Annotated in this window: 13 protein-coding genes; 9 read left to right on the top strand and 4 right to left on the bottom strand. The window is 72.6% G+C overall.

Features of this window, described 5'->3' with window-relative positions; all coding sequences use genetic code 11:
- The 5 genes from glnII to ACFZA0_RS03460 all read left to right on the top strand — a co-directional run bounded on the left by glnII (position 1) and on the right by ACFZA0_RS03460 (position 4945).
- Entirely contained in the window at positions 1–1029 is a 1029-nt protein-coding gene (gene glnII / locus ACFZA0_RS03480) for a glutamine synthetase (RefSeq protein WP_391010499.1), read from the top strand.
- A gap of 62 nt (positions 1030–1091) precedes the next feature.
- Entirely contained in the window at positions 1092–1301 is a 210-nt protein-coding gene (locus ACFZA0_RS03475; protein WP_391010496.1) for a hypothetical protein, read from the top strand.
- Between the two features lie 117 nt (positions 1302–1418).
- Positions 1419–2039 carry a winged helix-turn-helix domain-containing protein gene (locus ACFZA0_RS03470; RefSeq protein ID WP_391010493.1) on the top strand — a complete coding sequence of 207 codons (621 nt, stop codon included), beginning with the start codon at positions 1419–1421 and terminating at the stop codon, positions 2037–2039.
- A 114-nt stretch (positions 2040–2153) separates the two neighbouring features.
- Positions 2154–3161: an NAD-dependent epimerase/dehydratase family protein gene (locus ACFZA0_RS03465; protein WP_391010490.1), complete on the top strand. Its 1008-nt coding sequence runs from the start codon at positions 2154–2156 to the stop codon at positions 3159–3161.
- A 233-nt stretch (positions 3162–3394) separates the two neighbouring features.
- Positions 3395–4945 (top strand): DUF1996 domain-containing protein, encoded by a 1551-nt coding sequence (locus ACFZA0_RS03460; RefSeq protein WP_391010487.1) that lies wholly within the window; start codon positions 3395–3397, stop codon positions 4943–4945.
- 140 nt (positions 4946–5085) lie between these two features.
- Here the strand turns inward: ACFZA0_RS03460 and ACFZA0_RS03455 are convergent, their stop codons facing one another.
- Positions 5086–5493 carry a hypothetical protein gene (locus ACFZA0_RS03455; protein WP_391010484.1) on the bottom strand — a complete coding sequence of 136 codons (408 nt, stop codon included), beginning with the start codon at positions 5491–5493 and terminating at the stop codon, positions 5086–5088.
- 180 nt (positions 5494–5673) lie between these two features.
- Here ACFZA0_RS03455 and ACFZA0_RS03450 point away from each other — a divergent pair, with 180 nt between their 5' ends.
- The 3 genes from ACFZA0_RS03450 (at position 5674) to ACFZA0_RS03440 (ending at position 8994) form a co-directional block, all read left to right on the top strand.
- On the top strand, positions 5674–6189 hold the full coding sequence (locus ACFZA0_RS03450; RefSeq protein ID WP_391010481.1) for a tetratricopeptide repeat protein: 516 nt from the start codon (positions 5674–5676) through the stop codon (positions 6187–6189).
- A 98-nt stretch (positions 6190–6287) separates the two neighbouring features.
- Positions 6288–8201 (top strand): hypothetical protein, encoded by a 1914-nt coding sequence (locus ACFZA0_RS03445; protein WP_391010479.1) that lies wholly within the window; start codon positions 6288–6290, stop codon positions 8199–8201.
- Between the two features lie 103 nt (positions 8202–8304).
- The gene (locus ACFZA0_RS03440) at positions 8305–8994 is read left to right on the top strand and encodes a TetR family transcriptional regulator (protein WP_391010476.1); all 690 of its coding nucleotides are present in this window, start codon (positions 8305–8307) and stop codon (positions 8992–8994) included.
- A gap of 30 nt (positions 8995–9024) precedes the next feature.
- Here ACFZA0_RS03440 and ACFZA0_RS03435 read toward each other — a convergent pair whose 3' ends face one another.
- Complete coding sequence (locus ACFZA0_RS03435; protein WP_391010474.1) at positions 9025–9381, bottom strand: 5-carboxymethyl-2-hydroxymuconate Delta-isomerase; 357 nt, start codon at positions 9379–9381, stop codon at positions 9025–9027.
- Between the two features lie 138 nt (positions 9382–9519).
- Entirely contained in the window at positions 9520–14934 is a 5415-nt protein-coding gene (pulA, locus tag ACFZA0_RS03430; protein ID WP_391010472.1) for a pullulanase-type alpha-1,6-glucosidase, read from the bottom strand.
- 247 nt (positions 14935–15181) lie between these two features.
- Between pulA and ACFZA0_RS03425 the strand changes: the two genes are divergently transcribed.
- Positions 15182–17257 carry a carbohydrate-binding module family 20 domain-containing protein gene (locus ACFZA0_RS03425; protein WP_391010469.1) on the top strand — a complete coding sequence of 692 codons (2076 nt, stop codon included), beginning with the start codon at positions 15182–15184 and terminating at the stop codon, positions 17255–17257.
- A gap of 93 nt (positions 17258–17350) precedes the next feature.
- Here the strand turns inward: ACFZA0_RS03425 and ACFZA0_RS03420 are convergent, their stop codons facing one another.
- Positions 17351–19042 (bottom strand): alpha-amylase family glycosyl hydrolase, encoded by a 1692-nt coding sequence (locus tag ACFZA0_RS03420; RefSeq protein WP_391010467.1) that lies wholly within the window; start codon positions 19040–19042, stop codon positions 17351–17353.
- Positions 19043–19276 lie beyond the last annotated feature (234 nt).

Here is a 19276-nt window from a genome sequence, read left to right as displayed (position 1 = left end):
GTGACCTTCAAGGCTGAGTACATCTGGATCGACGGCACCGAGCCGACGGCCAAGCTCCGTTCCAAGACGAAGATCCTGGCGGACGACGCCAAGGGCACCGAGCTGCCGATCTGGGGCTTCGACGGCTCCTCCACGAACCAGGCCGAGGGGCACTCCTCGGACCGTGTGCTCAAGCCGGTGTTCACCTGCCCCGACCCGATCCGCGGCGGCGACGACGTCCTCGTCCTGTGCGAGGTCCTCGACATCGACATGACGCCGCACGCGTCCAACACCCGTGCCGCGCTCGTCGAGGTCTCCGAGAAGTTCGCCGCCCAGGAGCCGATCTTCGGCATCGAGCAGGAGTACACGTTCTTCGACGGCTCCCGTCCGCTGGGCTTCCCCGAGGGCGGCTTCCCGGCCCCCCAGGGCGGCTACTACTGCGGTGTCGGCGCCGACGAGATCTTCGGCCGCGACGTCGTCGAGAAGCACCTCGACAACTGCCTGAAGGCGGGCCTCGCGATCTCCGGCATCAACGCCGAGGTCATGCCCGGCCAGTGGGAGTTCCAGGTCGGCCCGGTCTCGCCGCTGGAGGTCTCCGACCACCTGTGGGTGGCCCGCTGGCTGCTCTACCGCACCGCCGAGGACTTCGGCGTCTCCGCCACCCTCGACCCGAAGCCGGTCAAGGGCGACTGGAACGGCGCGGGCGCGCACACCAACTTCTCCACCAAGGCCATGCGCGAGGGCTACGACGCGATCATCACCGCGTGCGAGTCGCTCGGTGAGGGCTCCAAGCCCCTCGACCACGTCAAGCACTACGGCGCCGGCATCGACGACCGCCTGACCGGTCTGCACGAGACCGCCCCGTGGAACGAGTACTCCTACGGGGTCTCCAACCGCGGTGCCTCGGTCCGCATCCCGTGGCAGGTCGAGAAGGACGGCAAGGGCTACATCGAGGACCGCCGCCCCAACGCCAACGTCGACCCGTACCTGGTCACGCGCCTGATCGTCGACACCTGCTGCTCCGCCCTGGAGAAGGCCGGCCAGGTCTGATCCGCCGCACCACCGCGCTTCCCCGAGGGGGCGCCCGCCGGCCGGCGGGCGCCCCCTCACGCGTGTGCCGCGGGCGCCGCGCGCGCACCGGGCGTCCGACCTGTGAGAGGAGGGTCCTCAGCGGACCCGGCGTCTGCTTCAATGGCTCCATGGCCAGCTTCCAGAAGTACACCGCGACGGGTCGTCCCGACCTCGAGCCCTTCTGGCCCTCCCGTCAGCACCACGACTTCGACCGGGTGTGTTGCCGCGCGACGAACGCGCGGGCCCTCTAAAGCCGTACCCCGGCCTTCGGCCAGCGCGCGAAACGACGTACGTCCCTCGACCGCCCGACCACGAATCGCGGCCGTCGAACCTCCCGACGAACCTCTCGCGCGAAAGAGCTGACTCCCATGGCGACTTCTCGTCCGCTGACCTCCGCCCCGCTCCCCGCCGCCGCTCCCGCGTCCACCGGCACCGCACGCCACCGGCTGCGCGCCGTCGACCGGGACGAGGTGGTCCGGATCGCCGACTTCCTGCCGCCGGGCGCCACTTGGCTGCCCGCGCCGCAGGGCACCCTGCCCGCGCTGCCCGGCCACCCGCCGATGATCGGCTACCTGGTCCTCGTCCCCGCCGACCAGCAGCCGCAGTTCCCGCAGTTCCCGCCGGTCGCGGTGCCCGACGTCGCCGACTCCCGGCCCCCGTCCGCCGCACCGGAGCACACCGCCGGTACCGTCGGCGACCCGCTGGTACGGGTCGACCCGGTGCGCCGCACCGCCGCCGTGGACGGGCGCGACCTCGACCTGACGTACCTGGAGTTCGAGCTGCTCGCGCACCTCGTCGCCCACCCGGGCCGGGTGCACAGCCGGGACCGGCTGGTGACCACGGTGTGGGGCTACGACCACGTGGGCGACGGCCGCACGGTCGACGTCCACATCGCCCGGCTGCGCCGCAAGCTGGGCGCGGAGCACCGCCGGGTGATCCAGACCGTGCGTCGCGTCGGCTACAAGTACACCCCGCCGACCGGCCGTTGACGGCGGACGGGGCGGCCCCCGGTCGGGGGCCGCCCCGTTGCCCGTCGCACCGCGCGCTCTTCCGACGGCAGAACACCGTTCCGTGCGCGCGCCGCGTCGCGCAGACTCGGCGCCATGAGACTTCTGGTGATGGGCGGTTCGGAGTTCGCCGGACGTGCCGTGGTGGAGGAGGCGCTCGCGCGCGGCTGGGAGGTGACGGTCCTCAACCGGGGGCACCGCAGGCCCCCGCCGGGCGTGCGCCTGTTGACCGGTGACCGCACCGCGCCCGGCGGCCTCGCGCGGCTGGCCGACGCCGACGGGACCTGGGACGTCGTCGTGGACACCTGGTCGGCGGCACCCCGCGCGGTGCGCGACGCGGCCCGGTCGCTCGCCGGGCGGGCCGGACGGTACGTGTACGTGTCGAGTTGCTCGGTGTACACGTGGGCGCCGCCCGCCGGGTACACCGAGGACGCCCCCGTCGTGGCGGGCGCCTCGGCGGACGCGCGGGAGACGGACTACGCGCGGGACAAGCGCGGCGGCGAACTCGCCGCGCTCGACGCGTTCGGCGCCGACGACAGCCTGCTCGTCCGGTGCGGGCTGCTGCTCGGCCCGTACGAGAACGTCGGGCGGCTGCCGTGGTGGCTGGCCCGCACCGCGCGCGGCGGCGAGGTGCTCGCCCCGGGGCCGCGCGAACTGCCCCTCCAATACGTCGACGTCCGCGACCTCGCGGCCTGGATCCTCACCGCCGCCGCCGACGGCCGCGGCGGCCCGTACAACCTCATGAGCGCCCGGGGCCACGCCACGACGGGCTCGCTGCTCGACGCCTGCGCACGCGTCACCGGGGCGGGCGCCGAGCTGCGCTGGGCCGACCCGGCCACCGTGCTCGACGCGGGGATCGAGCCGTGGACCCAACTGCCGGTGTGGGTACCGCCGGACAGCGACATGCACGACGCGCTGCACGGTGCCGACGTCTCCCGCGCGCTGGCCGCGGGCCTCGTCTGCCGTCCCGTCGAGGAGACGGTCGCCGACACCTGGGCGTGGCTGCGGGGCATCGGGGGACACGCGCCGCAGCGGCCGGACCGGCCCCCGGTGGGCCTCGACCCGGCGCTGGAGGCGACGGTGCTGGCCCGGCTCGCGCGGTAGCCGGCGGTCCGCCGGCATCACCGCAACAGTGGTCGATGCGTTTCAACTACAGCTAGTTCTGGGCAAGTTGGGAGTGCCGGTAGGTCAGGGGCGTGGGTCGCGCCCCGGCCGCCGGGCGTCTCTCATGAATTTCTGAGACTTCTGAACACCCGTGGGACGGGGCCCGTATGGATGGGCGCCGCTTCACTCCTGTCGGGCGCCTCGCTGCCCCGCAAGGAAGTCAGAGGAGTTCCATGGGACGCAACACTCGAAAACGCCGTTCGTCACCGGCCACCAAGGCGATCGCCGCGTCGGCGGCCCTGGCCCTGGGTGGCGGTGGACTGGTCTGGGCGAACTTCTACGCCTCGGCCCACGAGCAGAACGGGGCACACGGCCGCACCAAGGCCGCCGCCGCGCAGATCGCGACGGTCTCCTGCCCGGACGTCGGCCAGCAGCTCACCGACGTACCGGCCCGCGCGCGAAGCAGGGTGGACGCCGAACTGGCCCGGCTCGACCGTCAGATCACCGAGGCCTACCAGCGGCTCGCGGACACCCGCAACGCCCAGGCCAGGGACGCGAACTTCGTCCAGAACGCGATCCTCGGACCGCTCGCCAGCAAGCGCAAGGCGGTCCTCGACCGGATCGCGCTGGACATCAACCGGGTCGGCGGCACCGCCCCCGCCGGTCTCGCGGAGCTGGCCGCCTGCACCGGCATCCCGGCCACCCCGCCGGCGACGGCCGATCCGTCGGCGTCCGCGGACCCGTCGGCGGACCCCTCCGCCGCAGACCCCTCGGCGGACCCCTCCGCCGACCCGTCGGCCGACCCCTCCGCCGACCCGTCCGCGAGCGCGGGCGACGGCGGCGCCCAGGCGGGCGCGGGGCAGGCGGGGAACGGGCCGTCCGCCGACGACTTCGTCGACATCACCACGGTCCGGGCCAACGTGCCGGCCAAGCCGCGCAACAGCCGCAACGCCTCCACCGGCGTCTTCACCACCAAGTGCGGCGTCAACGCGAACGGCAAGCACAACACGGACAACGTGATCGTGGCACCCGGCGTGACCAACGGCGCGCACCACCTGCACGACTACGTCGGCAACCAGTCGAACGACGCGTTCGCCACCAACGACACGTTCGCGGCGGCCGAGACGACCTGCGCGAACCAGGGCGACAAGTCGTCGTACTACTGGCCGGTGGTCCGGGTGCAGGACGGCACGCAGGACTTCGACCAGAACGCGGACGGCGGCGGCAAGGAGGGCAACGTCGGCCGCATCCTCCAGGCGAAGAGCGCGTCGATCACCTTCAAGGGCAGCGCGCGCGGCAAGGTCGTCGCGATGCCGAAGTTCCTGCGCATCATCACCGGTGACGCGAAGGCCTTCGTCAACGGCACGGCGAACGCCAACGCCCACTGGTCCTGCACCGGGTTCGAGAGCAAGGTGCAGCTGACCGACAAGTACCCGATCTGCCCGCAGGGCAGTTCGGTGGTGCGCAGCTTCGCGTTCCAGAGCTGCTGGGACGGCACGAACATCGACAGTGCCAACCACCGTACGCACGTGGCGTTCGCGGACGCGAGCGGCGCCTGCCCGACGGGCTTCAAGGCCATTCCGCAGCTCACGATGCGGCTGGTCTACGACGTGCCGCGGCCGACCGTCGCGAACGGCACGGTGACGAACGCGTACGCGGTGGACGGCTTCCCCGACCAGTTGCACAAGGCGGTCACCGACCACGACGACTTCATCAACGTCTTCGACGAGTCGCTGATGAACCGGCTGGTGCGCTGCGTCAACTACGGCAGGAAGTGCCAGTGAGCCCGCGCCGGCACGGCTGAGACCGGGCCGGGGCGGTACGTGACGAAGGACCGGCGGGGACCCCCCTCCCCCGCCGGTCCTTCCCGCCGTCGCCCGCCGCCGGGCCGCCCGCCACGCGCGCGGGCGGCCCTCGCGTGCCGTCAGCCGGCGGTGTGGTCCGCGTGCGACGTGCCCACTTCGAGGTCGCCGCCGAGCCGTCGGCGCAGCGCGCCGACCACCCCGTCGCTGCCGACCGCGACCCACTTGCGGCCGACGAGGTAGTAACCCCCGTAGTCCTTCGCCTCGTTGATCCACTCGCGCTGGCCGCGGTCCGTCGCGAAGGTGGCGAGCACGAACCTGCCGTCGGTGTTCTTGCAGACGGCCTGCCGGATCTCGTCGGCGTCGGTCTGGATGTCGGGGGTGCACCGTGCCTCGGCGGCGAGGTGCTCCAGGCTGCCGCTCGCCGTGGGCGGCACCTCGTCGTCCCCGCCGCCGCCCGAGGCGCACCCGGTCAGCGTGAGCAGCGCGGCGGCGCCGGCCGCGGCGAGCATCGGTCGGGTCAGCCTCATCGTTCCTCCGGTGGTGGCTTCCGGCGCCCGTGCGCGACGGCACGGGCGCATGGCGCGCGGGCCCCGGCGCGGGGCCCCGCCCTCGATACGGCCGGGGGCGGCGCGGCACTCAATGCGCCCGCGATCCGGTTCCGGCGCAGACCATGGCCGCCCGGTGCACGCACGTGCGAAGGTTGACCCGTGAACCAGAACTGGGAAGATCGCGTGGCGGCCGCCTGGGCCTCCTTCGACGACTACGCCGAGGAGGACGCGGCCGACTTCCGGCGCCTCGTCGACGATCTCGTGGCCGAACTGCCGGCCGACAGCCCCGTCGGGCCGTTCGAGCGGGCCTGCGCGTGGGACTCGACCGGCCACTCGGACAAGGCGGTGCCGCTCTACCGGGAGGCCCTCGACCGCGGCCTCACCGGCTACCGGGGCCGCCGCACCCGCATCCAACTGGCGAGCTCGCTGCGGAACATCGGCCGGGCCGAGGAGGGCGTCGCCCTGCTCACCCCCGAACTGGTGGCTCCCTCGGACGAGTTGGACGACGCCGTACGGGCCTGCCTGGCCCTGTGCCTGTCGTCGCTGGGCCGCGACCGCGAGGGACTCGCCCTCGTCATCGGTGCCCTGGCGCCCCATCTGCCGCGCTACCAGCGGTCGATGGCGAACTACGCCCGGCTGCTGGTCGAACCCGGGGAACCGGCCGAACCGGCTTGATCCACCGGCGCGTTGACGCGGACGCCGCCGGATCCCACGGGAGGGTCGAGTCCGCGCCGGGCCGGTGACCAACGTCCGATTCGCTCGTTCTGCTGAACGTGCAGTCACAGGATGTCGCCCCGCGCCCCGCACCCGCCTCCGCCTCCTCCGCCCCCGGGCGGACCGGGGCGGCACTCGTCGAGCACTACCCGCGGCTCGTCCGGCTCGCCTATCTGCTGCTGCCGCCGGGCGCCGGCCGCGACCGGCGCGTCCTGACGGCGCACGGCCTGGTGCAGCGCGCCCTGCCCCGCGGCCGGTCGGCGTCCGGGACGGCGATCCCCGCGCAGGCGGCGGCGCGGGGCGACGACCCCGAGTACGCGTATCTGCGCGTCCAAGTGGTCCGGGCCGCGCTCGCGGCGGGCCGCCCGCGCCGCCGCGCCACCCTTCCCGGCCGCGGCCAACTGCCGCCGCTGCTGCCCCGCGTGCGCGGCCTGCGGCTCTCCCCGCACACCCCGGGCCCCGACGAACTGGCCCTGGGGCAAAAGCTTTCGGCACTCTCCCCCGCCGCGCGTGCCGCCTACGTGCTGCGCGGCCTGGAGGGGCTCGCCGACGCCGACGTCCGCGCGGTGCTGTCCGCCGCCGGGGTCGCGCAGCCCGACGGGGCGCTGCGCGAGGCGGGCAGGGAGGCCGCCCCCGAGGGGCTGCTGGAGGCCGCCGCGTTCGACCCCTGCCTGCTCCTGGCCCGCCCCACCGACCTGGTGCGCCGCCGCCAGCACCTGAAGGCGGGCCTCGCGGCGGCGGCGGCCGTCGCCGTGTGCGGCGCCCTGCTGGTGCTGCCCGGCGGCGGCTGGGGGCCCGACGGCGCCGCGGCCCCGGCGTACGCGCAGAACCCGGCGGCGGAGGCGGCCCTCGACCCCGCCCGGCTGACGTCGGTCGCGCCGTCGGCGTGGCGGACCTCGGCGCGCACCGACTTCTCCGTCTGGCCGGCCCGCGGTGAACTCACTTCCGACACCGCGCTGTTGCGGCGCGCGCTCGCCGTCTGGGCCCGCCCCGGCTCGGCGGTGCGGGTCTCCGCGACGCCGGGCACCGCCTCGGGCGGGCCCGCCGGACCGCCCCAGCTCCTGTACGCGGGCGACGTGGACGCCGCGCGCGTGGTGGTCCTCTACGACGGGCAGCGCATCGCGCGGTACGCGGAGCCGAAGGACGGCACGGCGGGCGCCGCCCTCGACTTCGCGCGGGTCGACGGCGCGTCCGGCGCGGAGTCGGAGGCCGTGGTCCTGAACCGCACCGACGGCAACACCCGCTATCTGACCGCCCCCTGGGTGACGAAGGCCGCCTCGGTCGACCTGCTGAAGCCGGCCGCCGGCCCCGCCGCGCTCGCGCTGAAGGACGGGGTCACCGCGCCGCTGGCGGGCCCCGCGCAGACGGGCGACTGCACCTCGTGGAACGCGCTGCGGCTCTCCGGCGGCCTCGGCACCCACGTGTCGACCGACCTCGGCGAACTCGTCCCGGCGCACCTCACCGCGGGGCGGCCCACCGCGACGCACGAGGTGTCCGGCAGCGGCGACCTCGCCTCCTGGTCGCCGTACGCGTGCTCGCTGGCCTCGGAGCGCGGTCAGGGCGTGCGGTCGGTGAACGCCTGGGAGTTCGCCGAGCAGCCGCTGCCCGACGCGACGGGCACCGCGTCCTGGGTGTGCACCCGCGCCGAGACGTGGCGCGGCGACGGCGCCACGGCACTGGCCCAGTTCCACACCCCGGCCGGGACCTACGGGGCGCTGGCGGCGAAGGGCCAGGACGTCCCGGCCTGCGGCGCGCGCGACGCGCAGGTGCTGGCGGGCGTGCTGTGGAAGTCGAAGCTGGGCAACTGGTTCCTGCTCGCCGCGGGCAGCAGGGGCACGGAGTCGCTCCGGGCCACCGGCGGCGTCACCGGCTCGCGGCAGGGCCGGCTGCTCGCGGTGCGCACGACGAAGGGCGCGCAGGCGGTGCTCCAGGGCACCCTGTCCGACGGCCGCAAGGTGGAGGGGCTGAAGTAACCCAGGTCAACGCGGCTGCGACAAAAGGGTGTTGGGGGCTTCGCGTCGGTTCCGCGACCGGGAAGGGTCGTTCGGGGACGGAACCGATCGCTAAAGTGCTCGCATGACGACCGGGGTTCGCCGCAGGATGGGAGTCGAGGAGCGCCGCCAGCAGTTGATCGGCATCGCCCTCGAACTGTTCAGCCGTCGCTCCCCCGACGAGGTCTCCATCGACGAGATAGCGACCGCGGCGGGGATATCACGGCCGTTGGTCTACCACTACTTCCCCGGCAAACTCAGCCTGTACGAGGCGGCGTTGAGGCGTGCGGCCGACGACCTGACGACCCGTTTCCAGGAGCCGCACGAGGGCCCGCTCGGACAGCGGCTGCGCCGTGCGATGGGCCGCTACTTCGACTTCGTCGACGAGCACGGGCCGGGCTTCTCGGCCCTGATGCGGGGCGGCCCGGCGGTCGGCTCGACGACCGCGAACGCGCTCGTCGACTCGGTGCGGCAGGCCGCGTACGCGCAGATCCTGACGCACCTGGGCGTCGAGGAGGCGCCCGCGCGTCTCGATCTCGTGGTCCGCTCCTGGATCTCGCTCGCGGAGTCGACCGCGCTGATCTGGCTGGACGGGCGGCGCGTCCCGCGGGCCGAGCTGGAGATCCAGCTCGTCAACGACTTCGCCGCGCTCGCGGCCGTCAGCGCGGCCTACGACGACGAGATGCGCACGCTGCTGCGCCGGGCCGTCCGCGACGAGCCGGCCGACGGCCCGTTCGCCGAACTCCTCACCCGACTGGCCGCGTTGGCGGCCTGACCTGCCGCCGCGAGCGGCCGCGGGGTGCGGTCAGCGGTCGAACTTCGTGTAGGAACCGTCGAGTTCGCGCACCTCGGCGGAGGCGTGCAGGACCAGGTCCCCGGTGGGCTTGACGTACTCGCGCAGCAGGTCGAGCACCTCGCCGGTGAGCCGGGCCTTCGTCTCGTCGGTGCGGCCGGCCAGCAGTCCGATGGTGACGTGGACGACCGCGTGCCCGTCCGCGTCGGGACCGACCACGGCGTCCTCGGTGCGGCGGAACTGCGTCTTGCAGGCCTGCGGGGTGGCACCGGCCGTCTCCACGGTCCGCTCGTGCAGGGCGCGGGCGAACGCGGGGCGGTCGAAGGTGTCCGCGAGCCGGTCCGAGTAGTCGACGGTGATCTGCGGCATGGGCACTCCTGTTCAGGGGCGTTCTGGGTGTTCGAGGCCAACTGCGCCCACTGTAACGGCCGTCGGTCCGGGCGGATGAAACAGGACGGACCGCACCAAGAGGTGCGGTCCGTCGCGTCGCGGCGTCCTCGCCCGCCCTCAGCCCGCGCTGGTGAACACCGCCACGGTGCGGGCCGGGACCGTGAACGTGCCCGTGGACCTCGCGTACGCGGCCGACCGGACGACCTTGTCCGCGCCGGACGCCTGCACGGGGTGCAGCCTGTAGCCGGTGCCCGCGAGGGCGCCGACCCGCTGGTCCTGCGTGGTGGGCGTCGCGTTGAAGACCACCACCAGGTCACCGAGCCGCATGGTGATGACGCCCGGCGTCTCCGTGTCGCCGGAGAGCGGGAAGGACAGCGCCGACTGGACCGCGTCCGCCGTCCCGAGCGAGAAGTCCGGCTCGGTGGTGCGGATGCGCAGCAGGTCCCGGTAGGCGGCCGAGGTGCCGTCGATCTGTGCGCAGCCCACCTTGACGGTGCTCAACAGAGGCTTCGCGTACGACCACTTGTCGGCGTTGTCGGCGGCCGGGGGCAGCCCCCGGCCGAAGCCGTTGCCGTCGGCGCAGTTCCAGTGGATCGCGTTGAACCAGTCGCCGCTGTCGAAGGAGTTGCGGTCGAGCGACTTGGAGCGCAGCAGGTCGGTGCCGGCCTGGGAGAGGGCCGGGCCCTGCGAGAGGGCGGCCGTCGCCATGGCGAGGACCTGCATGCGGGAACGGTCGTCGGCGGAGGTGCCGGCGGGGAGCTTGTAGGTGAGGGCGTCGAAGAGGGACTCGTTGTCGTGCGCGTCGACGTAGGCGAGGGCGTCGCCGGGTGCCGCCGCGTAGCCGGCGGGCGAGCCGTTGTAGTCGACTCCCGCGCCGGTGACCGTCTTTCCGGTGCTGTCGGTGAACCGGTAGCCGGCGAGGCTGCCCGTGAGACCCACCTTGATGAGGTCCTGGTAGTGCAGCAGCCGGGCCTTCTGCTCGGCCGGAGTGCCGTTCGCGGCCGAGGAGTTGGGGTCGGTGTACAGGCCGGAAGCGAAGCCCTGGACGCCGGGGTCGGCGTCGAAGGGGCTGCCGCCGCGCACGGCGTCGCGGGCCCGGTCGGAGAAGGTCGCGATGCCGGTGCCGGCCATGTTCTTCTGGGTGGCCTGCACGAACCGGGCGTCGTCGGCGACCTCGCCGAAGTTCCAGCCCTCCCCGTACATGATGATCTTCTTGCCGTCGACGCCGTCCTTGGCGGGGGTCAGCGCGTCCAGCGCCTTGCGCACGGCGAGGATGTTGGCCTTCGGCTGGTGGCCCATGAGGTCGAAGCGGAAGCCGTCGACCTTGTACTCCTTGGCCCAGGTGACGACCGAGTCGACGACGAGCTTGCCCATCATGCGGTTCTCGGTGGCGGTGTTGGAGCAGCAGGTGCTGTTGGCAACGGACCCGTCGGCCAGCAGGCGCTGGTAGTAGCCGGGCACGACCTTGTCGAGGACGGAGGTGTCGGCCTGGCCGGAGGCGGCGGTGTGGTTGTAGACGACGTCCATGACGACCCGCAGCCCGTCCTGGTTCAGGGACTTGACCATGTCACGGAACTGGGTGGTGCGGGCGGTGCCGTCCGGGTCGGTGGCGTAGGAGCCCTCGGGGACGGTGAAGTGGTACGGGTCGTAGCCCCAGTTGTAGGCGTCCGTCGCCGCCGTCCTCGCCACGCACTCCTGCTGCTTGTCGGAGTCGGCGGCGTAGGAGGCGAGGTCGCAGTCGGGGACGGCCTGGTCGGCCCGCTTCTCCGGGACGGTCGCCATGTCGAAGACGGGCAGCAGATGGACGTACGAGGTTCCCGCGGCGGCCAGTTGGCGCAGGTGCTTCGAGCCGTCGCTGTCCTTGTCGGTGAACGCGCGGTAGGTGCCGCGGTCCTCGGCGGGGACCGTGCTGTCGGCGACGGAGAAGTCGCGGACGTGCAGTTCCTGGATCTGGGCGTCCTTGAGCGGCACGGCGGCCGGCTTCCGCAGGTTCTTCCAGCCGGCCGGGGCGAGCGACGGATCGGCGAGGTCGACGACGAGGCTGCGTGCGGAGTCGGCGGTCAGGGCCACCGAGTACGGGTCGGTGACCTCGTTGGTGACCATCCTGCCGACGCTCGGCGCCCACACCCGCACGACGTAGCGGTAGGACTTGTTCTTCCAGGAGGCCGGGCCGGTGACGGACCAGACGCCGGTCGCGGCGTCGCGCCTCATCGCGACCTTCGCCCCGCCGATGTCCAGCCGCACGGACTGCGCGGTGGGCGCCCACACGGAGAGGGTGGGGCGGCCGTCGTGGAAGACCGGGCCGAGGTGCGCGGAGCCCGCGTCGTAGAGGTCGTCGAGCACCCCCGCCGTCTGCACCCCGGTCGCGGCGAGGACGGCGCCGGTGGCGGCCCGCTGCGAGGCCACGACCTGGCCGCCGAGGGCCTCGCGGACCCGGTCGCGGTCGCGCGGGTCGACCGACCAGGCCGTGTAGTCCTTCAGGTACGGGAACCTGGACTTCTGCGCGTCGGTGAGCGTGGTCCGCCCCAGGCGCAGCCAGCGTTCGTCGTCGCTGGTGAGCGTTCCGTCCTTGACCGCGATCGAGCCGTCGCGGGAGTAGAGGAGCTGGGTGGAGGCGGCGGCGTCGCTGCCGTTCCAGGCGACGGTGTTCCGGTCGATCCACACCGCCTTGGACGTGGTGAGGTCGAGGGCGGCGGCCGAGCCCGCAGGCTGCGGCAGCAGGTGTTCCTCCTGGCCGTTCAACAGCCACACCTCGTGGCCGTTCGCCGCGGTGAGGTCGAGCGACTGGTCGGCGGCGAGGTCCTTCTCGTCGCCCTTGTGCAGGATGTAGGCGAGGCTGGTGGCACCGTCGGTGAGGGGCACTTCGAAGACCGCTCCATAGGAGTCGATCCTCACCGGTTCGAGGGGTTTCGACCAGTCGGTGGGCTCGGCGGCGCCGGTCCACACGTGCAGTCCCCAGCCGCTGTAGTCGCCGTCGGCGCGGTGGTAGTGCAGCACCGCCTTCGCGGTGTCCTGGGCGGGGTAGTCGGGGCGCTCGGTGAGGACGGTGTCCTTGCCCTGTTCGAGCCAGACCTCGCCGGTCGAGGTCAGGTCGATCGTGCGGTCGGCGGAGACGTCCTTGTCGCCGTCCTTGTCGACGACGAGGAAGCCGAGGCTGGTCGCGCCGGGCTTCAACTTCACGTAGGCGAAGGCCCCGTAGGCGTCCCGCCCGGTGAAGGGGTGCCCCGCGGGATAGGTCGTCGCCTCGCCGTCGGCGAGGTCGCCCCACGCGTACAGGCCCCAGTCGTCGTAGTCGCCGTCGGTGCGCCTGTAGTGGACGACGGCGTAGTCGCGGGAGGTCGCGGTGGGTGTCTCCGCGACGGGCGGCGTGCCGGAGACGGACGTGGCCGTCGCGGACGCGGTGCGGCCGGACGGGTCGACGACGACCGCCTTGTAGCGCAGGGCCGTACCGGCGGGCACGTCCGCCGCGAGGGTCTGGGTGACCTTGTAGGGGGCGTGGTCGGCGGAACCGAGGGTCTGCCACTTGCCGTTGCCGACCTGGGCGGCGAAGACGACGCGGTCCAGCCCGCTCCCGTCGACGTCCGCGCCGAGTTCGACGGTGCCGGTGGCGCCGGCGGCGGGTGCGGTCAGGGTCAGCGCGGGCTTCGCGGCGGGCACGGCGGTGCGGGCGGCGGCCTTGAGGACGATCGCCGAGCCGGCCGGGACGGTGACGGTGATCTTCCTGGCGGCGTCGCTGGTGACGGTGGCGTCGGTGCCGTAGATGCCCCGGAAGCGCGTGCTCGCGGTGCCGGTCGCGAAGGTCACGGTGCTGGGGCTGCCGGCGTTGTTGAGGGCGACGACGTACTCGGTGCGGTCGGTGCCGGTGCGGGAGAAGGCGTAGACGCCGGCGCCGTCGGCCGCGTAGCGCTGGACCTGGGTGCCGTCGGTGAGGGCCGGGTTGGCCCTGCGCAGTTCGGAGAGCGCGGCGATCTGCTCGTAGAGCGGCGCACTCGTGTCGTAGGCGGCGCTCGCGTGGGTGCGGCCGGTGCCGATCTCGTCGTCGTCGAGGTAGTCGGCGACCTTCGAGGCGAACATGGTCTGACGGGCGTCCTTGTCGCCGCCCGCGCCGGTGAAGCCCTGCTCGTCGCCGTAGTAGACCACCGGGTTGCCGCGGCTGAGGAACATCACGTCGTTGGCGAGACGGTCCTTGGCGAGGAGCTCGGCGTCGGTCGCGTCCGGGTTGTCCTGTTCGAGGAACGACCCGATGCGGCCCATGTCGTGGTTGCCGAGGAAGGTGACCTGCTCGTAGGCGTTGGCCTTGTCGGTCGTGTACTTGTAGTCGTCGCCGAAGACGCTCGCGAGCCGCTGCGCGCTCGCGCCCTGCGAGGCGTACGCGCGGGCCGCGTCCTGGAACGGGAAGTCGAGCGTGGCGTCGAGGCGGCCCTGGGTCACGTAGGGCGAGGTGACGGAGGTGTCGGCGGAGTAGACCTCGCCGAACATGAAGAAGTTCTTCCGGCCCTGCTTCGCCGCGTAGGCGTCCAGGGCGGTGGCCCACTGGGTCCAGAAGTCCATGTCGACGTGCTTGACGGTGTCGATGCGGAACCCGTCCACGCCGAAGTCGCGCACCCAGCGCTCGTAGATCTTCTCCATGCCGGAGACGACCTCGGGCCGTTCGGTCCACAGGTCGTCGAGACCGGAGAAGTCGCCGTACGTGGTGGACTCGCCGGCGTAGGTCGAGTCGCCGCGGTTGCTGTACATCGTCGGGTCGTTGAGCCAGGACGGGACCTTGACGTTCTTCTTCGCCGCCGGCACGACCGGGGTGCGCGGGAAGGAGTCCGCGTCGACCGCGGGGAAGGACTTCCCGGTGGCGGCGCTCGCGTGGTCGGCGTCGTCGAAGGGCTCGCCGTCCTTCGTCAGGTACGGGAAGGCGCCCTTGGAGAGGTAGTCGTAGGACTTCTCCTGGTAGTCGACGACGTCGGCGGTGTGGTTGGTGATGACGTCGAAGAAGACCTTCATGCCCTTGGCGTGCGCCTTGGAGATGAGGGTCGAGAGGTCCTTGTTGGTGCCGAAGTGCGGGTCGACCTGCGTGAAGTCGGTGATCCAGTAGCCGTGGTAGCCGGCCGAGGCGTCGGCCCCGGTGCCCTGCACCGGCTGGTTCTTGAAGATGGGCGCCATCCAGATGGCGGTGGTGCCGAGCCCCTTGATGTAGTCGAGGCGGTCGGTGAGGCCCTTGAGGTCACCGCCCTGGTAGAAGCCCTTGTCGGTGGGGTCGTAGCCGGTGGCGAGGCGTGAACCGGTCAGCCCGCCCCGGTTGTTGGAGCTGTCGCCGTCGGCGAAGCGGTCCGGCATGACGAAGTAGAACTGCTCGCGCGTGTCGTCGTGCCGCGCGGGCTCGGCAGCGAGCTTCGCGTCGGACGGGGGCGCCGGCGGGGTGGCGGCCCGTGCGGCGAGCGGCTGAACGAAGGCGGCGACCAGAACCGCCGCCGTGGCCAAGGCCGTTCGTGCGGCGTGCGCGGTGCGGCGCCCGCGGGGCACCGGCCATCTCGGTATCACAGGCGTGAACTCCCATGCGTACGGAGCGGGTTGGCTCCGACCCCTGCACCGGGACGGCTGTGTCACCGGCGCCGGCGTGACCGTATCGCCGCGGAAAGCATTGCAGCAAGAGTCATGAAAGGCGCAGCAAGAAATTTCAGTCGCCAATCTTGACGTGCCCTTCTCAACAGGCCCACGCTCGGGCCGTGTTGGAACCCGTTCCGACCGTGTTCGACATCCCCCTCAACACCCCTCATCGGAGCCGCACATGAGCAGACACCGGCCCCCTGGTGTCTTCCGGCGCACGGCAAGTGCCGTGTCCGTGGGCGCCCTCGCCCTGGCCTGTGCCACCGTCCTGCCCGCCGCGACGGCGCGGGCGGACACCGGCGCGCGGGGCGACGTCATCGCCAACCTGTGGGAGTGGAACTGGGACTCGGTGGCGTCCGAGTGCACCGACGTGCTCGGCCCCGCCGGGTACGGCGCGGTCCAGGTCGCGCCGCCCGCCGAGTCGCTGAAGCAGTCCAACTTCTACTGGTGGGACGTCTACCAGCCCTACTCGTACGACCTGAACAGCCGCTTCGGGTCGGCCGCCAAGTTCGCCGCCATGGTCACCTCCTGCCACGCGGCGGGCGTGAAGGTCTACACGGACGCGGTGATCAACCACACCGCCGCGCAGACCGGCACCGGCTACAACGGCACCACGCTGACCAGCAAGTACGACACCCCCGAGTGGGACCGGGGCGACTACCACGACGCGGGCGACTGCCCCACGTCGGACCTCACGGTCCAGGACTACAACAACCTCACCCAGGTCCAGAACTGCGAACTCCTCGGCCTGCCCGACCTCAGGACCGGCTCGGACTCGGTGCGCGCCGGCATCGCGGACTTCCTGAACTCCCAACTGGCGCTGGGAGTCGACGGTTTCCGGGTGGACGCGGCCAAGCACATCCCCGAGGCGGACCTCGCGGCGATCGAGGGCAAGCTCACCGACACCACGTCCGGCAAGGACCCGTACGTCTTCCAGGAGGTCTACCCGGGCTCCACGCCGCAGCCGTCCGACTACTACGCCTCCGGCGACGTCCTGGACTTCACGTACGCGAGCAGGATGAAGTCGGCCTTCCAGGGCAACGTCTCCGAACTGGCCTCGCTGTCGTCCTCGGGCATCCTGCCGGCCGCCAATTCGGTGTCGTTCGTGACGAACCACGACACCGAGCGCAACGGCCTGCACATGAGCTACAAGGACGGTGACGCCTACCGGCTCGCCAACCTCTTCCAGCTCGCCTACAAGTGGTCCACGCCCACGGTGTACGCCAGTTGGGAGTGGACGCAGAGCGACCAGGCGCCGCCGAACTCGTCCGGCTTCGTGACGGGCACCGACTGCTCGAACGGCTCCTGGTACTGCCTGGACCGCGACACGGCGGTCGTCGGCATGGTGGCGTGGCACAACGCGGTCGACACGGCGGCGGTCTCCGACTGGCAGACCAAGTCGTCGAACGTGATCGGCTTCGGCCGCTCGGGTGCCGGGTTCTTCACGGTCAACAACGGTTCCTCGGCGGCCACTTACACCTTCAGCACCGGCATGGCCGACGGCACCTACGCCAACGTGGTCGACGGCGGGGCGACCCACGTCACCGTCGCGGGCGGCAGCGCGAGCATCACCGTCCCGGCCAAGGGCGCCGTCGCGTTCTACAACGGCTCGTACACGTGCACCGTGGGCTGCGGCGACCCCGGTGACGGCGGCGGCTCCGGCTCCACGGTGAACGCCACGTTCAGCGAGTACGCGCCGACCACCACCGGCACCGACGTGTACGTGACCGGCTCGGTGGACGCGCTCGGCGGCTGGGACACGAGCAAAGCCGTCAAGCTGTCCTCCACCGGCTACCCGTACTGGTCCGCCGAGGTCGGCCTGCCGGCCAACACCGCCTTCCAGTACAAGTACCTGAAGAAGAACGCCGCCGGGGCGGTCACCTGGGAGTCCAACGCCAACCGGAGCGGGGCCACCACGGCGTCGGGCGTCCGGCTCGACACCTCGTGGAACGTGGCGCAGACGGACGCGACCGACGTCACGTTCGGCGTGGACGCCACCACGCCCGCGGGCACGAAGGTGTACGTCGTGGGCTCCACCGCGTCCCTGGGCTCCTGGAACACGGCGGACGCCATCCCGCTCTCCTCGGCGGCTTCTCCGCACTGGAGCAGGCTGGTGATCGTGCCCAGGTCCACGGCCTTCCAGTACAAGTTCCTCAAGAAGGACACCGCGGGGAACGTCACCTGGGAGTCCGGCACCAACCGGTCGTTCACCACGGGCACGTCGTCCGGCTACACGGCGGGCGGCGCCTGGCAGTAGCGCCAACACGCGCTGTAGGCACGGCAGTTCGTGCGACAGGGCCCGTACCGCCCGCCGGCGGTACGGGCCCCGTCGCGCTCGGCGGGCCCGGGGTCAGGCCGTTGCCCACCAGGCCGTGGTGTCGGCAGGCACCGTCGCGGTGCCGTCCGCCTCCACGACCTCGCCACTGGCGAGTAGCAGCCGACCGTACACCGGAACGGCCACCGGCTCCGCAGTGGTGTTCGCCACACACACGAACTCGCCCCGGGCGAGGGCGAGTACGCCCTCCGGAGCGGGCAGCCACCGCACCGCGTCGCCGGCGCCCAGGTCGGGCCGCTCCCGGCGCACCGCGAGGGCCGCCCGGTACAGCTCCAGGGTGGAACCGGGCACGCCCTGCTGCGCCTCGACGCTGAGTTCGCCCCAGCCCTCGGGCTGCGGCAGCCAACTGCCCCCGGAACCGAAGCCGTACGAGGAACCGTCACGGGTCCACGGCACCGGCACCCGGCAGCCGTCGCGGAAGCCGTCCTGGCCGGCGCCGCGGAAGTACGCCGGGTCCTGGCGCGCCTCGTCGGGCAGGTCGACGACGTCGGGCAGGCCCAGCTCCTCGCCCTGGTAGACGTAGGCCGAGCCGGGCAGCGCCAGCATCAGCAGGGTGGCGGCACGGGCGCGGCGCAGCCCGAGTTCGCGGTCGCCCGCGAGCCGGATCTGGGTGCCGAGGCCGGGCGGGTTGGCGAAGCGGGTGGCGTGCCGGGTGACGTCGTGGTTGGACAGCACCCAGGTGGCCGGAGCGCCGACCGGGCGCATGGCGTCGAGGGTGCGGTCGACGACCTCGCGCAGTTCGGCGGCGTTCCAGGCGGTGCTCAGGTACTGGAAGTTGAAGGCCTGGTGCAGTTCGTCGGGGCGCACGTAGTTGGCGGTGCGCTCGACGGTCGGCGTCCACGCCTCCGCCACGAAGATGCGCTCGCCGGAGTACTCGTCGAGGACGGTGCGCCACTGCCGGTAGATGTCGTGCACGCCGTCCTGGTCGAAGAACGGCATGACGTCGTTGCCGAGCAGCTTGAGCTGTTCGCGCGAGCCGAGGTCGGGCAGTCCCGCCGCCTTGACGAGGCCGTGGGCGACGTCGATGCGGAAGCCGTCGACGCCCATGTCCAGCCAGAAGCGCAGGACGGAGCGGAACTCGTCGGCCACGGCCGGGTGTTCCCAGTTGAAGTCGGGCTGCTCGGGCGCGAAGAGGTGCAGGTACCACTGGCCGGGCGTGCCGTCGGGCTCGGTGACCCGGGTCCAGGCGGGGCCGCCGAAGATGGACTCCCAGTCGTTGGGCGGCAGTTCGCCGTCCGCGCCCTTGCCGGGGCGGAAGTGGTAGCGCTCCCGCAGCGGCGAGCCGGGGCCCTCGGCGAGGGCGCGCCTGAACCACTCGTGCTGGTCCGAGGAGTGGTTGGGCACCAGGTCGACGATGACGCGCAGGCCGAGGCCGTGGGCGTCGCGGATCAGTCCGTCGGCGTCGTGCAGGGTGCCGAACATCGGGTCCACGGCACGGTAGTCGGCGACGTCGTAGCCGGCGTCGGCCTGCGGGGAGGCGTAGAAGGGGCTCAGCCAGACGGCGTCCACGCCGAGGTCGCGCAGGTAGGGCAGGCGGGTGCGGATGCCCGCCAGGTCGCCCATGCCGTCGCCGTCGCTGTCGGCGAAACTGCGGGGGTACACCTGGTAGATGACCGCGTCCCGCCACCAGTCGCCGCGCTCGGGGACGGTGGCGAGGGCCGATGCGGGGTCGACGGTGGGGGCCGGGTCGGCAGGGTGCTTGCTCATGACGTCCTTGGGGCGTGGCGTGGGCGTGAGGGGTCGGAGTCGGTGGGGTGCCGGCCGCCGGCCGCCGACGGCTCGTGGTGGCCGGCGGCCGGTGGCCGGGGGCGGTGGGTGTGGCGGCCGCGGTGACGGCGGGGCGGGCGCGTCACCGCGGCCGCGGGCCCCCCCCCCGGGGCCCCGGGCCCGCCCGGCGCCGGACCCCCCCCCCGGGCGCCCAAACGGCAGGCCGCCCCCCCC

This window comes from Streptomyces sp. NPDC008150, from assembly GCF_042956945.1.
Taxonomy (GTDB): Bacteria; Actinomycetota; Actinomycetes; order Streptomycetales; family Streptomycetaceae; genus Streptomyces.
Note: the sequence above shows the minus strand (reverse complement) of the source record. Positions and strands in the feature narration are given on the sequence as shown.

What these genes read in the sequence shown, in the direction of transcription:
- ACFZA0_RS03455 (WP_391010484.1), bottom strand. Translation starts at nt 5,493, where the DNA reads ATGAGGCTGACCCGACCGATGCTCGCCGCGGCCGGCGCCGCCGCGCTG.
- ACFZA0_RS03440 (WP_391010476.1), top strand. Translation starts at nt 8,305, where the DNA reads ATGACGACCGGGGTTCGCCGCAGGATGGGAGTCGAGGAGCGCCGCCAG.
- ACFZA0_RS03470 (WP_391010493.1), top strand. Translation starts at nt 1,419, where the DNA reads ATGGCGACTTCTCGTCCGCTGACCTCCGCCCCGCTCCCCGCCGCCGCT.
- ACFZA0_RS03460 (WP_391010487.1), top strand. Translation starts at nt 3,395, where the DNA reads ATGGGACGCAACACTCGAAAACGCCGTTCGTCACCGGCCACCAAGGCG.
- ACFZA0_RS03420 (WP_391010467.1), bottom strand. Translation starts at nt 19,042, where the DNA reads ATGAGCAAGCACCCTGCCGACCCGGCCCCCACCGTCGACCCCGCATCG.
- ACFZA0_RS03425 (WP_391010469.1), top strand. Translation starts at nt 15,182, where the DNA reads ATGAGCAGACACCGGCCCCCTGGTGTCTTCCGGCGCACGGCAAGTGCC.
- ACFZA0_RS03435 (WP_391010474.1), bottom strand. Translation starts at nt 9,381, where the DNA reads ATGCCGCAGATCACCGTCGACTACTCGGACCGGCTCGCGGACACCTTC.
- ACFZA0_RS03465 (WP_391010490.1), top strand. Translation starts at nt 2,154, where the DNA reads ATGAGACTTCTGGTGATGGGCGGTTCGGAGTTCGCCGGACGTGCCGTG.